We start from the raw sequence: 14,541 nt of genomic DNA, 5'->3' as shown, positions 1-14,541 counted from the left end.
CACTCACCGCCACCGCCCCGACCCGCGCCCGCGCACCGAGGTCGCCGACGTCCTCGCTGGTCGAGTAGCCCCGAAGGGGCGTATCGAGACCCGCGCGTCCCTGCTGGTCGAGTAGCCCCGAAGGGGCGTATCGAGACCCGCGTCTCCCAGAAGATCCGTCTCTCCCCCCGCCCTGCGCCGGCATCGAAGGCGCCCCCTCCGCTCGAGAGAGGCCGAACGCGGGACGCCTGTCCACCCGGTCGAGACACGTGCCCCTCGTCGGTTCCCGCCCGCGAACGACGAAGCCCCCGACCGGACATCCGATCGGGGGCTTCGTCTTCTGCTGGTGCGCGAGGGGGGAGTTGAACCCCCACGCCCTTTCGGGCACACGGACCTGAACCGTGCGCGTCTGCCTATTCCGCCACTCGCGCTCACCACGATGCCTGAGCACCGACGAGAAAGACTACCACCCTCCGCGCCCGCCCGTGAACTCGCCCCACCGAACCGCCTCCGACTCGCGGAACGACGTCCGGCTCGCAGGACCACGTCCGGCTCGCAGAGTCGCGTTCGGCTCGCGGAATCGCCGCAAGACCACGAGCCGAACGGGATTCCACGAGCCCGACCGGTCCCGCGAGCTCGCATCCCACAATCCCGACGAGCCCCCTGCACCCCCCGCACCGCGCGAAAACACCGCGAGGAGCCCGTATCCAGAGCATCCCAGTAACATGCCCGTAGCCGTGCGCGGCAAGCAGACGACAACGGAAGCCACGTGAGCGCGCAGACACCTCGATCCGTGCGCGACCGCCGAGAAGGCGACGGAACGGAAGATCGGAAGACTGTGGGCATACTGGACAACTTCGAGAAGGGACTCGAGCGCGTCGTCAACGGCGCGTTCGCGAGGACCTTCAAGTCGGGGCTGCAGCCGGTCGAGCTCGCGTCCGCGCTCCGGAGGGAGCTCGACACCACCGCCGCGGTCGTCACGCGCGACCGCATCCTCGTGCCCAACAGCCTGACCCTGCGCATGTCCGCCGCCGACCTCTCGCGCATGGAGCGGATGGGCGCCACCCTGATCGACGAACTCACGACCGTCGCCACCGAGCACGCGAAGAAGCAGGGCTACCGCTTCCCCGGCCCCATCGACATCCGGCTCGAGGCCGACGGGTCGCTGAGCGACGGCATGGTCGAGGTCGACTCCCGCAGCGTCAAGGGCACCGTCGCCTACACGCCGGTCGTCGACATCGCCGGTCGCCGCCACCCGATCACCAAATCCCGCACCGTCATCGGCCGCGGTGCCGACGCCGACATCACCGTCGACGATTCCGGCACCTCGCGCAAGCACGTCGAGATCCTCTGGGACGGCTCGCGGGCCCAGGTCCACGACCTCGGCTCCACCAACGGCTCGAAGCTCGACGGCAAGCCGGTGACGCAGGCCGTCCTCTCGCCCGAGCAGACCATCACGATCGGGCGCACGTCGATCGTGTTCCGCCTCGTGCAGGGCGCCGCACCCGCGCGCGCCGACCGCTCGCCGTCCGGTCGCTCCGGACGCGCCTCCGATGGATTCTGGGACGACCGGCTATGAGCGAGCTCACCCTCTTCCTCCTGCGCATCGCGTTCCTCGCGCTGCTGTGGTTCTTCGTGTTCGGCATCGTCTACGCGCTGCGCTCCGACCTGTTCGGGCAGCGCGTGCGCAAGATGCCGCCGACCGCGCAGCAGGACGACGCGCCGTTCGTCACGGCCGCCCAGCCCGTCGTGCAGTCCGCCCCGCAGCAGGCGGCCCCGCAGCCCTCCTCCCCGCAGCAGCAGCCCGCTCCCGTGCAGCAGCAGGCCCCGTCGGCCCGCCGCTCCCGCGAGGCCGCGGCCGAGCGCACCGATTCCGGAGGCGTCGCCACGGTCCACACGGCGCAGCGCCTCGTCATCACCTCGGGTCCCAAGCGCGGCACCGAGCTCGAGCTCTCCGGCGAGCCGCTCACGATCGGCCGCTCCTCCGAGTCGACGCTCGTGATCCGCGACGACTACACCTCCACCCACCACGCGCGCCTGCTGATCTGGAACGACGAGTGGATGATCCAGGACCTCGACTCCACGAACGGCACGTTCCTCGACGGCCGCCGGGTCGGCGCACCGACGAAGGTGCCGCTGAACACCCCGGTCAAGGTGGGCACGACCACCTTCGAACTGCGACGGTCGTAGGCAGCCCGTGACCTCCACTCCTGACAGCGCCGTCGGCGCGGCGCGCGAGAGCGCCGCCGTGTCGCACGTCGGCCGCATCCGCTCCAACAACCAGGACTCCGGCTACGCGGGCCGGCAGCTCTTCGTCGTCGCCGACGGGATGGGCGGGCACGCGGGCGGCGACGTCGCGTCCTCCATCGCCATCAAGCGCATCGCGGAGGCGGACCGCACCTACGCGTCGACGTACGAGGCCGAGGACGAGCTCAAGCGCACCCTCCTCGCCGCGAACGCCCTGCTCGCCGAGGCGGTCATCGACCACCCCGAGCTGACCGGCATGGGCACCACGGTCAGCGCCATCGCCCGGGTGGGCGAGTCGGTCGCCATCGCGCACATCGGCGACTCCCGCATCTACGTCCTCCGCGACGGGAAGCTCGAGCAGGTCACCACCGACCACACCTTCGTGCAGCGCCTCGTCGACTCCGGCCGCATCACCGAGGAGGAGGCGATGACGCACCCGCGCCGCTCCGTCCTCATGCGCGTGCTCGGCGACGTGCACACCAATCCCGAGATCGACACGCTGACTCTCGAGACGGAGCCGGGCGACCGCTGGCTCATCTGCTCCGACGGCCTCTCGGGCGTCGTCCCGCACGACGAGATCCTGAAGGAGCTGTCGCGCAGCGAGTCGGCGCAGCAGGTCGCCGACCGTCTCATCCGCGACAGCCTCGCCCACGGCGCTCCCGACAACGTCACCGTCGTGATCCTCGACGTGCCGGGCGAGAACGACACCGCCCAGGTCCTCGTCCCCACCCCCGAGCCGGTGATCGTCGGCTCCGCCGCCGCCCCCACTCCGATCAGCACCGACGACTCGCAGAACCGCCTGCGGATCCCGGGCCTGCGCCTGCACACCCGCGCACCCGCCGCGCAGGGACCCACCCACTTCGAGCCCGCCTCCGAGGACTACCTCGACGAGCTCATCGAGGAGGATCGCCGCCGGCACCTCCGCCGCCGCATCACCTGGCTCGTCGGCCTCTCGCTCGTCCTCATCGCCGGGTTCCTCGGCGTGCTGCTCGCCTACGACTGGACCCAGTCCCGCTTCTACGTCGGCACCGACGGCGACACCGTGATCATCTACCAGGGCATCCAGCAGTCCGTGGGCCCGCTCTCGCTCTCGAGCGTCAAGGAGGACACGGGCATCCCCCTCGACTCCCTCCGCGAGTACGACGTCGAGCAGCTCGAGCAGACCATCAACGCCGAGTCCTACGCCGGAGCGGTCGACGTCGTCGAGCGCCTGACCGACGCGAACGGAGCACCGTGACCGCGACCACCGTTCCCGCGGCCGCCGAGCGCCGGCGCCCCCGCCTCCTGAAGCAGAAGCTGCGCAACCTCGAGCTCCTGCTGCTGATCGGCGCCTGCCTGATCGACACCTCCGCGATCCTGCTCGTGCAGCTCGGCGCGCTGGGCGCCGTCGACACCACGCTCGTCTTCCTGGGCGCCGGGCTCTCCGCCCTCGTCCTCGTCGTCCACGTCGTGCTGCGCTTCGCGGCCCCGGAGGCGGATCCGTTCCTCCTGCCGATCGCCACGGTGCTGAACGGGCTGGGCATCGCCGAGATCTACCGCATCGACATCGCCGACGGCGCCACGGGCTGGGAGTCGGTCGCCGTCCGCCAGATCATCTGGAGCGGTCTGGCGATCGTCGCGGCGATCGTGGTCCTCGTCGTCATCCGCAACCACCGCATCCTGTTCCGCTACACCTACGTCGCCGGCTTCGTCGCCATCGTGCTGCTCCTGCTGCCCCTGCTGCCCTTCATCGGGCGCGAGGTGAGCGGCGCGCGCGTCTGGATCGGCATCGGCGACTTCTTCAGCTTCCAGCCCGGCGAGATCGCGAAGATCGCCCTCGCCGTGTTCTTCGCCGGCTACCTGGTGCGCAACCGCGACTCCCTCTCCATGGTCGGCAAGACGTTCCTCCGGATGCGCTTCCCGCGGCTGCGGGACCTCGGCCCGATCCTGGTCGTCTGGGCCGTGTCGATGTCGGTCATCGTCTTCCAGCGCGATCTCGGCACGGCGCTGCTCTACTTCGGCCTGTTCCTCGTGATGCTCTACGTCGCCACCGGCCGCACCAGCTGGGTCCTGATCGGCGTCGGCTTGTTCCTCGGCGGCGCGATCTTCGCCAGCCAGACGCTCGACTACGTCGGCAACCGCTTCTCGAACTGGCTCGACCCCTTCAGCGCCGACCGCTACGGCGCGGATCCCGGCGGCAGCTTTCAGCTCGTGCAGGGCCTCTTCGGCCTCGCGCACGGCGGCCTGCTCGGCACGGGCCTGGGCCAGGGCATGCCCGACATCACGCCTGTCCCCCAGTCCGACTACATCATCGCCAGCCTCGGCGAGGAGCTGGGCCTGGCCGGGATCTTCGCGATCTTCGGCCTCTACCTCCTGCTCGTCTCGCGCGGCTTCCGCATCGGCTTCGCCGGCCAGGACGACTTCGGCCGCCTCCTGGGCGTCGGCCTCTCGTTCGTCATCGCACTGCAGTGCTTCATCGTGATCGGAGGCGTCACCCGCGTCATCCCGCTCACGGGCCTCACCACTCCGTTCCTCGCGGCCGGAGGCTCGTCGCTCGTGGCCAACTGGATGATCGTCGCCGTGCTCCTCCGCCTGTCGGACACAGTCCGCAGCCAGCCTCGTCTGGTGGTGTGATCCGTCGATGAACCGTGAACTCAAGCGCGTCAGCATCGTCGTCCTGACGATGTTCGTCGCCCTCTTCCTCTCCACCACCACCATCCAGGTGATCCAGGCGGATGCGCTGTCCGAGGACTCGCGCAACACCCGCACGCTCTACGAGAGCTTCTCGACCGAGCGCGGCGCGATCCTGGTCGGCGGCCAGCCGATCGCCTCGTCCGTGCCGAGCGACGACCTGTACAAGTTCCAGCGCCAGTACGCGAACGGGCCGCTCTACTCGGGCGTCACGGGCTACTTCACCCTGAACCAGGGCACCACCGGCATCGAGCGCTCGCTCAACGACTACCTCTCGGGCACCTCGAACTCGCAGTTCTTCGACGAGATCGACAACCTGGTCTCCGGTCAGGATCCCGAGGGCGCGTCGGTCGAGCTCTCGATCGACCCGGTCGCCCAGCAGGCGGCGTTCGACGCGCTGGGCGACTACACCGGAGCGGTCGTCGTGACGGAGCCTGCCACCGGCCGCATCCTCGCGATGGTCTCCAAGCCCACCTTCGACCCCACGGCGCTCACCTCGCACGACACGAACGAGGTACTCGCGGCCTACCAGGCACTCGACGACGACCCGGAGAACCCGCTGATCAACCGCGCCATCGGCGGCTCCCTGAACCCTCCCGGCTCCGTCTTCAAGCTCGTGGTCGCCTCCGCGGCGATCGAGTCGGGCCGCTTCACGCCCGAGTCGAGCTTCCCGAACCAGCAGGCGTACACGCTGCCCGGCACCAGCACGCAGGTCACGAACTCCGGAGGCGGCCTGTGCGGCCCCGGCGACACCGTCACGCTCGCGACGGCCGTGAAGCTCTCGTGCAACGTGCCGATGGCCGAGATGGGCGTCGAGCTCGGGGCCGACGCGATCCGCGAGACCGCCGAGAAGTTCGGCTTCGACACCGAGCTCGAGATCCCGATGTCGGTCGAGGCGAGCACCTACCCCGAGACCGAGAACGACGCGCAGACCGCGCTGACCGCCTTCGGCCAGTACGAGGTGCGGGCCACTCCGCTGCAGATCGCGATGGTCTCGGCCGCGATCGCGAACGGCGGCGAGGTCATGCGCCCGAGCCTGGTCGACGTCATCCGCTCGCAGGACCTCAGCGTCCTCGAGCAGTTCCAGGAGGACCCGCTGGGCCGCGCCGTGAGCGAGGAGACGGCGGACGCCGTCAAGGCGATGATGGTCGCCAGCGTCGAGGACGGCGCGGCGACGAATGCAACAATAGGAGGCGTCACCGTGGCCGGTAAGACCGGCACCGCCGAGAACGGCAGGGACGACCCTTACACCCTCTGGTTCACCGGATTCGCTCCTGCGGACGATCCGCAGTACGCCATCACCGTCCTCGTCGAGGACGGCGGGGGACTCGGCCAGACCGGGTACGGCAACCTGATCGCCGCACCCATCGCACAACAGGTACTAGAGGCGGTGCTGAACAAATGAGACCCACATCAGGCCTCACCTTCGGGGGACGCTACGAGCTGCAGTCCAGGATCGCCATCGGCGGCATGGGCGAGGTGTGGCAGGCGACCGATCTCGTCATCGGCCGGACCATCGCGATCAAGATCCTGAAGGACGAGTACCTCGGCGATCCCGGGTTCCTCGAGCGCTTCCGCGCCGAGGCCCGCCACGCCGCGCTCGTCAACCACGAGGGCATCGCCAACGTCTACGACTACGGCGAGGAGGACGGCTCGGCGTACCTCGTCATGGAGCTCGTCCCCGGCGAGGCGCTGTCGACCGTGCTCGAGCGCGAGCGCGTGCTCTCGACCGACAAGGTCCTCGACATCGTCGCGCAGACCGCCCTGGCGCTGCACGCGGCCCACGCGGCCGGCCTGGTGCACCGCGACGTGAAGCCGGGCAACCTGCTGATCACGCCCGACGGCCGCGTCAAGATCACCGACTTCGGCATCGCCCGCATCGCTGACCAGGTCCCGCTCACCGCGACCGGCCAGGTCATGGGCACGGTCCAGTACCTGTCCCCGGAGCAGGCCAGCGGCCAGCCCGCCTCGCCCGCGACCGACATCTACTCGCTGGGCATCGTCGCGTACGAGTGCCTGGCCGGGCGCCGTCCGTTCACGGGCGAGTCGCAGGTCGCCATCGCGATGGCGCAGATCAACGACACTCCCCCGGAGCTGCCCGTCACGGTCGCCGAGCCCGTGCGCAACCTCGTCTACTCCTGCATCGCCAAGAAGCCCGCCGACCGTCCGGCCACCGCCGCGCACCTCGCCCGAGCGGCGCAGGCGCTGCGCATCGGCGACGTCCGCGGCGCCGCCCTCGCGGTCCCGGCGGTCGCCGGCGATCTTCCGACCACGCAGGCGACCACGGTCCTGCCGTCGGCGGCGGGAGCCACGCAGGCCACGACCGTCCTGCCCTCCAACACGACCACCGCCTTCGCCGCGGGCTCCCTCGTGGGCGCTCAGGACGAGCCGGACGAGATCCAGGAGCCGCGCAAGCGCAGCCCGTGGACCTGGCCGCTCCTCGCCCTCATCGTGATCCTCGCCGTCGTGATCGGCGGCACGATCTTCGCGCTGACCACCGGCGACGGGGGCGACCCGGAGCCGACCGCCGCTCCGACGCAGAGCCAGACCCCGTCGCAGACCCCCAGCACGACACCAACGCCGACTCCCACGCAGACCTCGAACCTCGTGCCCATCAACGAGGACGACTTCATCGACCGCCCCTTCGAGGACGTCGAGGCGGAGCTCGGTGCGCTCGGCATGGGCGTCGAGCGGGTCGACGGCCCGAACGCCGCGACGGCCGAGCAGGTCGGCACCGTGTCGGCGCTGACCCCCACGGCCAACGTCGCGCGGGGCACCACGATCCGCGTCTCGGTGTACCTCGACGTCGCGACCCCCGACGCCCCCACCGCGGTCCCCACCGTCACCCCCGCGGCCTCCAGCGTCGACGCCGGCGCGACCTTCAACGTGACCTGGACCAACTACAACCAGTGCCCGAGCGGCACCTCGGTCACCGGCTACCGGGTCACCGCGACCGGCGAGGGCGCGTCCGTCACGAGCACCAACCCGTCGAACTCCACCACCGCCACGATCCAGGCCGGCCCGGCGGAGGGCTCTCTCGACATCACCTACACGGTGATCTGCGGAGAGACGGAGTCGGCGGCCTCGCCGACCCTCACGGTCGCGGTCGACGCCCCCGCTCCGACGCCGACGCCGACGCCGACCGGTACCGGGACGTCGACGGGTACTCCGACCGGGGACCCCGAGGAGTAGCGCGCCGTCGCCACGACGGGCCCGGAGGAGCGATCCTCCGGGCCCGTCGTCGTCTGCACCGCCGCGCCCCGCGGGTTCGCTGCGGGGCCGCGGGTACACTTGCCGTGGCTCCTGCGGGGGCCGGTGCTGGACGGGATCAGGGCGGGAGCGTACGCGTGACGGAAGAGGGTCGCCTGATCGCGGGACGGTATCAGGTCGGGCCTCGGCTCGGCCGCGGCGGGATGTCCGAGGTCTACCTCGGCACCGACACCCGCCTCGGGCGCACGGTCGCGGTCAAGGAGCTCAAGCTCTCGCTGTCCTCCGACTCCGCCTTCCGCCTGCGGTTCCGCCAGGAGGCGCAGGCCGCGTCGCGCATGTCGCACCCCACCATCGTCCGCGTCTTCGACGCCGGCGAAGAGGTCACCGTCGACGAGCAGGGCACCGAGTCGCGGCGTCCGTTCATCATCATGGAGCACATCGAGGGGCGCCTGCTCAAGGACGTCATCGCCGAGGGCCCGGTCGACGTCGACGAGGCCGTGCGCATCACCGAGGGCATCCTCACCGCCCTCGAGTACTCGCACCGAGCGGGAGTGGTGCACCGCGACATCAAGCCCGGCAACATCATGCTGACCCCGTCGGGCCAGGTGAAGGTGATGGACTTCGGTATCGCCCGGGCCGTCTCCGACTCCGCGGCGACGGTCGCCCAGACCACCGCGATCCTCGGCACCGCGGCCTACTTCTCCCCGGAGCAGGCGAAGGGCGAGCAGGTCGACGCCCGCAGCGATCTCTACTCCGCCGGCATCGTGCTGTTCGAGCTCCTCACCGGTCGTGCGCCCTTCCGCGGCGACACCCCGGTCGCCGTCGCCTATCAGCACGTGAGCGAGACGCCTCCGGCGCCGAGCTCGATCAACCCCGCCGTCAGCCCGGCGCTCGACTCGATCGTCGCCCGGGCGCTCTCGAAGGACCGTTACGAGCGCTTCCAGGGCGCGGCCGAGTTCCGCGACGACCTGCGCGACGCCGCCTCCGGCCGGCTGGCCGATCACCGCCCGATCGACGAGCTGACCACCTCCCTCTTCGCCGCCCGCAGCCAGGGCGGCATGAACGACTCCGAGCTGGCCCTGCGCCAGCTCGCCGAGGACAACTCGATCGTCCGCACGCAGCGCCGACCGCCCGTGCTGTGGATCTGGTCGTCGATCGTCGTGCTCGCCGTGATCGTGGCCGCGCTCGTCATCTGGGTGCTGACCCTGCAGCCGTCCACGACACTCCCGTCGCAGTCGCGGGAGGTCCCGAGCCTCACGAGCACGAGCTACGACAGCGCCCAGTCGACGCTGACGGCCCTCGACCTCGTGCCGAGTCAGGTCACCGAGTTCAGCGACTCCGTCCCCGAGGGCGAGGTGATCCGCACGGATCCCGGCTCCGGCACGATCGTCGCCCCCGACACGGTGATCCGCGTCTACGTGTCGCAGGGCGCCGAACCGGTCGCGGTCCCGGCGACCGCGGGCAGCGCCCTCTCGGACGCGATCGCCGCCCTCACCGCAGCGGGGTTCGAGGAGGGGTCGCAAACCCGGACGAACTCGCCCACCGTCCCGGCCGACATCGTGATCTCCAGCGCTCCGTCCGGAGGCGACCTGGCCGCACCGGGCACCCCGGTCGACGTCGTCGTCTCCTCCGGCACCGTCGTGCTGCCCGACCTCGTCGGCCTGTCGCTGAGCGCCGCTCTCGCAGCCCTCGAGGCCGAGGATCTGCAGCTCGTCGGCGAGGAGGCCCCCGACGAGACGTGCGAGTCGGTGCGCCGCACCAACCCACCGGTCACCACCCAGTCGTCCGCTCCCGGCGAGGTCCCCCAGGGCTCCACCATCGAGCTCGGCTACTGCGCGGGCTGAGCGCCCGCAGCACGGCGAGCACGAGTGCCCCGCGGCTCCGTGCCGCCGAGGCTCCGTGCCTCCGAGGGTCTACGCCCGGCGGGCGTCCGCCAGCGGCTGCTCGAGTCGCACGACCCGGTCGGCCGACGACGGAAGGCCGCCCCGGATGTCGCTCGGAGTGAGCCCCTCCCGGCGCTTCAGTGCGCGGCGGAGGTGGTCGGCGGACGAGAACCCGGACGCGGCGGCGATCGTCTCGAGGGGTACCTCGCGCGGACGGCGGCGCAGCAGCTCGACGGCGCTGGCCACCCGGGCGAGCTCGATCTCGCTGGCGACGGTGGTGCCGGCGTCCTCGAAGAGCCGCTGCAGCGAGCGGGTCGACACGTTGACCGCGTCCGCCACGGCCTCCGGAGTGCAGCGGGGCGTCCGGTGGGTGCGGTCGATCACGGTCCTGGCGCGACCCAGCGTCGCCGCACGGATGCTCGTGGCGCCGGCCTGAGCCCCCTGCGAGGCGAGGAACGCGCTGACCAGGAGCTGCTTGACGACGTGGACGAAGTTCGCGAGCTCGGCCTCCCCGGGGATCCCGGGACCCGATTCGGCCGCGAGGACGAACGCCGTGGTGAACGCGGAGGCGGCGCGCGTCGTCCGGGCGTCGGGATCGAGCGCGTAGACGCCCGCGTTCGTGTCGAAGCCGTAGCGGCGCATCTCGTCGGAGCGGATCGAGACCTGCAGCAGCGAGACCGGGGTCGTCGATTCCGTCGTGAACGTGGTCGTCCCCGGCTGGTACGAGATCGATCCGGGACGCAGGAGCGTCGTCCGCTCCGGTCCGACCATGCGGACGAAGCCCTCGAGCAGGAACGTGAAGGTGAGCACGGACGTGTCGTCGGCGCTCCAGGTCCCCCGGAGCACGCGCATCGGCGACGACGTGATCAGGACCACCTGCACGCCGTTCGCTGAGAAGCCCGAACCCGTCAGGCGCGGAACCGTCCCCGGCTTCACCACGACCCGAGGACCGAGCGTCTCGATCTCGCGTATCCCGGAGTACTCCCACGAGACCTGTTCCACCATCGTCGCCCCCGGATGATTCGTTCCAGCAGTCGATCCCCTTGCCGGATGTCCTCCGATTATGCCGGGAAGGGGTACTGCACCCTCCGCCGCACACCCGTCAAAACACGCCACCAGGGCGGGGTCCATAGCCGTGCGATCGGAGCTCCCGCTCCCGCCGTTCTGCGGATCGGGCAGCTCTAAACGACAGTCATAGCGCATCGGCGGCGGCTTCCGCACGAGGAGTGGCGCGTCCTGATGGCCCCTGTCCGAGGGTCACTTCGACAGCGAGTCGCTCGATGCGCGGTCGCGAAGAGACGGAGCCGTGCCGACCTCGTCGAGCCAGTTCGCGAGCAGCACGCGCCCGGACGGCGTGAGGATCGACTCCGGATGGAACTGCACGCCGACGACCGGGGCCGAGACGTGCCGCAACGCCATGACGACACCCTCCGCGGTGGTCGCCGTCACCGCCAGCTCGGGCGGCAGCGAGCCGAGCTCGACCGCGAGCGAGTGGTACCGCATGGCCTCGAACCCCGAGGGGATCCCCGCGAACAGCCCGTCGCCGTCGTGCTCGACGATCGAGGTGCGGCCGTGCAGGAGCTCCGGAGCCTCGCTCACGCGGCCACCGAGGGCGTGCGCGATCACCTGGTGCCCGAGGCAGACGCCGAGCAGCGGATGCGCGCTCGCCACAGCGTGCCGCACCAGCGCCGTCGACGTGGGGACGTCCTCGGGTCGGCCCGGGCCCGGCGACACGAGGACACCGTCGGCCGCCTCGGCGCGGAGCACCGCCTCGGCCGGCGACAGCTCAGCGCCCTCGACGACCTCGACGTCCGCTCCGAGCTCGCGGAGGTAGGCGACCAGGGTGAAGACGAAGCTGTCGTAGTTGTCGACGACGAGGATCCCCGTCGACCGGCGGCCGCTCACTCCTCGACGGTGACGTTCTGATCGAGCACGATCGACTGCACCCACGGGAACACCCACTCGGCGAGAGCGGCCAGCACGGCCGCCACGAGGACGAGGACGAGGAGGAGCCGGACCCACCAGGGGCCGGGCAGGACCCGCCACAGCGCTGCGTACATCTCAGCCCTCCTGATCGAGCGTCGCGGCGAGCTCGGCCGGGGCACCCGCGGAACGCGGCTGCCAGGACTCGAGGACGCCGTAGGCGATGATCCGCTCGGCGGTCGAGTACAGCGGGTTGCAGCTCGTCAGCGTGATGAGCCGGTCGGTCGGCGCCACGTCGGTCGACCACGGCACCGGATCGATGACCTGCACGTCCGACGGCTGCACGTACTCGAGATTGCGGTAGCGGTAGGTGTACCAGCCGTCCGCCGTCTCGATGTAGATGGCGTCGCCGAGCTGGAGCTGATCGATGAGGTGCATGCCCCCGCCGTACGCGCTGCGGTGCGCCGCCAGGGCGAAGTTGCCGACCTCTCCGGGCATCTGGGTGCCCGGGTAGTGCCCGATGCTGCCCTCGTCGAGGACGTTCGCCGCGTCGACCCCCTCGGCGATCGTGCGGACCCAGCCCTCGCCGTAGCGGGGGATGTAGAGGTTGCCGAAGGACGTGTCGATCGCTGCGACCGTCGACACGACGGGAGCCCCGAAGTCGGCCGGGGCGAGGGACTCGGCCTGCGTCGGAGCGGGCGCGGGCGCCGGATCCCCCCAGCTCTCCCGCAGCTCCGCCGCCTCGCTCGTCTGCTGACCGGCGATCACCGCATCGTTCCACCACAGCTGCCAGCCGAGGAAGAGGAGGACGAGGACGCCCGCGGTCATCAGCAGCTCGCCGAGCACCCCGAAGACGGACAGCCGGCGGCGCGGGCGCGGAGCACGGCGCCGGGTTCGCGGCCGCAGGGGTGCTTCGGCGGGCTGCTCGGCTGACATGCGACGAGTCTAATCGGCGGCCTCCCACGGATCCTCGGCTCTCTGCGCCCCTGGGGAGAGCTCTGCGCAGCCTGTGGAGAACGCCGGAAAGCCGTCTCGACCGGAGCCGGCGGGCGGCCTGCTCCCGGTCGGAGTGCTCCGCCCGGTACAGTGGTCGGCATGGCACGAGCGACGAAGAGCCCGAAGCCGGAGCGCGACGAGGCCCGGACCGGAGAGAACTCCCCCAACCCGGTCTGGTTCAAGCCGGTGATGTTCGGCTTCATGCTGATCGGACTCGCCTGGATCATCGTCTTCTACGTGAGCCAGGGCGTGCTGCCGATCCCCGATCTGGGCAACCTCAACATCCTCATCGGCTTCGGGATCGCCTTCATCGGCTTCCTGATGACCACCCGCTGGCGCTGACCGCGTCCCCGGCATGACCGACGCCCCGTCCGATCCCCGGACGGGGCGTTCGTCGTCCGTGGCCCGACTCCGAGCGGCCGGCTGTGTGTTCGCGGAGGACGAGGCACGCCTGATCGAGGAGGAGGCGTCGTCGGAGGCGCAGCTCGACGCGCTGCTGCGGCGCCGCGAGGCGGGCGAGCCGCTCGAGCAGATCCTCGGCTGGGTCGACTTCCGCGGATTGCGCGTCCGCGTGGCTCCCGGAGTCTTCGTGCCGCGTGTGCGGACCGGCTTCGTGGTCGACGCGGCCCTGTCCCTGCTCGAGGGGTGCGCCCCGGGCACCACGGTGCTCGACCTGTGCTGCGGCTCCGGAGCGATCGGGCGCGCGCTGGCGGGCGAGCGCAGCGACCTGCGGCTGCTCGCCGCCGACGTCTCCTCCGCTGCGGTCGCCTGCGCGCGGACCAACCTCGACGGGTTCGGCGAGGTGTTCGAGGGCGACCTCTTCTCCGCGCTGCTCGCCGGGGAACGCGGGCGCATCGACGTCGTCGTCGTGAACGCCCCCTACGTGCCGACGGAGACGATCGCCCTGATGCCGCCGGAGGCTCGGCTGCACGAACCCGCCGCCTCGCTCGACGGGGGGAGCGACGGTCTCGAGCTGCATCGCCGCATCGCCCGGGAGTCCCGCAACTGGCTGTCGGCGGGCGGTGCGGTCGTCATCGAATCGGGTCGCGAGCAGGCTCCGGTGAGTGCGGCCGCGTTCGCCGCGTCGGGCTTCTCGACGCGGATCCTCGAGGACGACGACCGGGACGCCACCGTCGTCGTCGCGCGTCTTCCTCGAACTACACGCCTGTAATTATCCCCAGCTGTGCAAACTCCTGTGGAGAGAGCGCAACGCCCTCCGGATCCGCGGGATCCCGGGGCCGCTCACCCCGATCCGCGGTCTGACGCGGCAGGATCGGGGACCCTCCCGTCCCTCGGCCGCACCCCGCGGAATGACATCCGCGTAGTTCTCCCCATTGTTAACAACCCTGTGGATAACTTTCTCCCCACCTGTGCACAGCACCTGTGGACGAACCCTTCGAGCCGGTTACACCCCCGCGCGCGGGATCGAGCGGATCTCGATACGGCCGCTCCGCGACCTACTCGATCAGCAAGAATCCCCGCCGCTCGCGCAGCCCCCCACCGAGCGAGCGGCGCTCACCCCCGCTGGTCGAGCAGCCGCGCAGCGGCGTATCGGTGATTGCCTTGGTGGTGTCGCGGGGTTCTGACTCGATCGCGTATCTGACGCCTAGCCGGGCTGTCTTGGTCTCGAACT

The 14,541-nt window shown here is 70.8% G+C and carries 13 protein-coding genes and 1 tRNA gene; 9 read left to right on the top strand and 5 right to left on the bottom strand.

The genetic code is table 11. The features are described 5' to 3' along the window. Positions 1 to 323: 323 nt before the first annotated feature. Positions 324 to 410: transfer RNA gene (locus ASF48_RS16065), tRNA-Leu, on the bottom strand. Positions 411 to 817: 407 nt separating this feature from the next. Here ASF48_RS16065 and ASF48_RS16060 point away from each other — a divergent pair. The 7 genes from ASF48_RS16060 to pknB all read left to right on the top strand — a co-directional run bounded on the left by ASF48_RS16060 (position 818) and on the right by pknB (position 9,950). After that, a complete protein-coding gene (locus ASF48_RS16060) occupies positions 818 to 1,558 on the top strand; it encodes an FhaA domain-containing protein (protein ID WP_055793985.1) in 741 nt (246 codons plus the stop codon). After that, complete coding sequence (locus tag ASF48_RS16055) at positions 1,555 to 2,169, top strand: FHA domain-containing protein FhaB/FipA (protein WP_055793983.1); 615 nt, start codon at positions 1,555 to 1,557, stop codon at positions 2,167 to 2,169. Before ASF48_RS16060 ends, ASF48_RS16055 begins: the two co-directional genes overlap by 4 nt. A gap of 7 nt (positions 2,170 to 2,176) precedes the next feature. Further along, on the top strand, positions 2,177 to 3,463 hold the full coding sequence (locus ASF48_RS16050) for a Stp1/IreP family PP2C-type Ser/Thr phosphatase (protein ID WP_055793981.1): 1,287 nt from the start codon (positions 2,177 to 2,179) through the stop codon (positions 3,461 to 3,463). Then, the gene (locus ASF48_RS16045) at positions 3,460 to 4,839 is read left to right on the top strand and encodes an FtsW/RodA/SpoVE family cell cycle protein (RefSeq protein WP_055793979.1); all 1,380 of its coding nucleotides are present in this window, start codon (positions 3,460 to 3,462) and stop codon (positions 4,837 to 4,839) included. The genes ASF48_RS16050 and ASF48_RS16045 overlap by 4 nt, the downstream gene beginning before the upstream one ends. A 7-nt stretch (positions 4,840 to 4,846) precedes the next feature. Beyond that, a complete protein-coding gene (locus tag ASF48_RS16040; protein WP_055793978.1) occupies positions 4,847 to 6,301 on the top strand; it encodes a peptidoglycan D,D-transpeptidase FtsI family protein in 1,455 nt (484 codons plus the stop codon). Beyond that, the gene (locus ASF48_RS16035; RefSeq protein ID WP_055793976.1) at positions 6,298 to 8,088 is read left to right on the top strand and encodes a protein kinase domain-containing protein; all 1,791 of its coding nucleotides are present in this window, start codon (positions 6,298 to 6,300) and stop codon (positions 8,086 to 8,088) included. The genes ASF48_RS16040 and ASF48_RS16035 overlap by 4 nt, the downstream gene beginning before the upstream one ends. A gap of 221 nt (positions 8,089 to 8,309) precedes the next feature. After that, positions 8,310 to 9,950: a Stk1 family PASTA domain-containing Ser/Thr kinase gene (gene pknB / locus ASF48_RS16030; protein WP_230672873.1), complete on the top strand. Its 1,641-nt coding sequence runs from the start codon at positions 8,310 to 8,312 to the stop codon at positions 9,948 to 9,950. A gap of 69 nt (positions 9,951 to 10,019) precedes the next feature. Here pknB and ASF48_RS16025 read toward each other — a convergent pair whose 3' ends face one another. From ASF48_RS16025 to ASF48_RS16015, 4 genes are all read right to left on the bottom strand, one after another. Next, positions 10,020 to 10,994, bottom strand: coding sequence for a helix-turn-helix domain-containing protein (locus ASF48_RS16025; RefSeq protein ID WP_055793973.1), 975 nt, complete (start codon positions 10,992 to 10,994; stop codon positions 10,020 to 10,022). A gap of 252 nt (positions 10,995 to 11,246) precedes the next feature. After that, on the bottom strand, positions 11,247 to 11,894 hold the full coding sequence (locus ASF48_RS16020; RefSeq protein WP_055793971.1) for an anthranilate synthase component II: 648 nt from the start codon (positions 11,892 to 11,894) through the stop codon (positions 11,247 to 11,249). Continuing rightward, complete coding sequence (locus ASF48_RS19820) at positions 11,891 to 12,049, bottom strand: hypothetical protein (protein WP_170116314.1); 159 nt, start codon at positions 12,047 to 12,049, stop codon at positions 11,891 to 11,893. Before ASF48_RS19820 ends, ASF48_RS16020 begins: the two co-directional genes overlap by 4 nt. A gap of 1 nt (position 12,050) precedes the next feature. Then, positions 12,051 to 12,848, bottom strand: coding sequence for a class E sortase (locus ASF48_RS16015; RefSeq protein WP_055793970.1), 798 nt, complete (start codon positions 12,846 to 12,848; stop codon positions 12,051 to 12,053). A gap of 159 nt (positions 12,849 to 13,007) precedes the next feature. On the opposite strand from ASF48_RS16015, the gene ASF48_RS16010 reads away from it, so the two are divergent. Further along, positions 13,008 to 13,250, top strand: a complete 243-nt coding sequence (locus tag ASF48_RS16010) for a cell division protein CrgA (RefSeq protein ID WP_055794313.1) — start codon at positions 13,008 to 13,010, stop codon at positions 13,248 to 13,250. 13 nt (positions 13,251 to 13,263) lie between these two features. Further along, on the top strand, positions 13,264 to 14,079 hold the full coding sequence (locus ASF48_RS16005) for a putative protein N(5)-glutamine methyltransferase (protein WP_055793967.1): 816 nt from the start codon (positions 13,264 to 13,266) through the stop codon (positions 14,077 to 14,079). The last annotated feature ends 462 nt before the right edge of the window (positions 14,080 to 14,541 follow it).

The organism is Rathayibacter sp. Leaf299 (assembly GCF_001423055.1).
Classification (GTDB): domain Bacteria; phylum Actinomycetota; class Actinomycetes; order Actinomycetales; family Microbacteriaceae; genus Rathayibacter; species Rathayibacter caricis.
This window is presented reverse-complemented; position numbering and strand designations above follow the sequence as displayed.

Excerpts from the sequence above, each read along its gene's own strand:
- ASF48_RS16055 (WP_055793983.1), top strand. The coding sequence starts at position 1,555 with ATGAGCGAGCTCACCCTCTTCCTCCTGCGCATCGCGTTCCTCGCGCTG.
- ASF48_RS16040 (WP_055793978.1), top strand. The coding sequence starts at position 4,847 with ATGAACCGTGAACTCAAGCGCGTCAGCATCGTCGTCCTGACGATGTTC.
- ASF48_RS16035 (WP_055793976.1), top strand. The coding sequence starts at position 6,298 with ATGAGACCCACATCAGGCCTCACCTTCGGGGGACGCTACGAGCTGCAG.
- pknB (WP_230672873.1), top strand. The coding sequence starts at position 8,310 with ATGTCCGAGGTCTACCTCGGCACCGACACCCGCCTCGGGCGCACGGTC.
- ASF48_RS16025 (WP_055793973.1), bottom strand. The coding sequence starts at position 10,994 with ATGGTGGAACAGGTCTCGTGGGAGTACTCCGGGATACGCGAGATCGAG.
- ASF48_RS19820 (WP_170116314.1), bottom strand. The coding sequence starts at position 12,049 with ATGTACGCAGCGCTGTGGCGGGTCCTGCCCGGCCCCTGGTGGGTCCGG.
- ASF48_RS16015 (WP_055793970.1), bottom strand. The coding sequence starts at position 12,848 with ATGTCAGCCGAGCAGCCCGCCGAAGCACCCCTGCGGCCGCGAACCCGG.
- ASF48_RS16010 (WP_055794313.1), top strand. The coding sequence starts at position 13,008 with ATGGCACGAGCGACGAAGAGCCCGAAGCCGGAGCGCGACGAGGCCCGG.
- ASF48_RS16005 (WP_055793967.1), top strand. The coding sequence starts at position 13,264 with ATGACCGACGCCCCGTCCGATCCCCGGACGGGGCGTTCGTCGTCCGTG.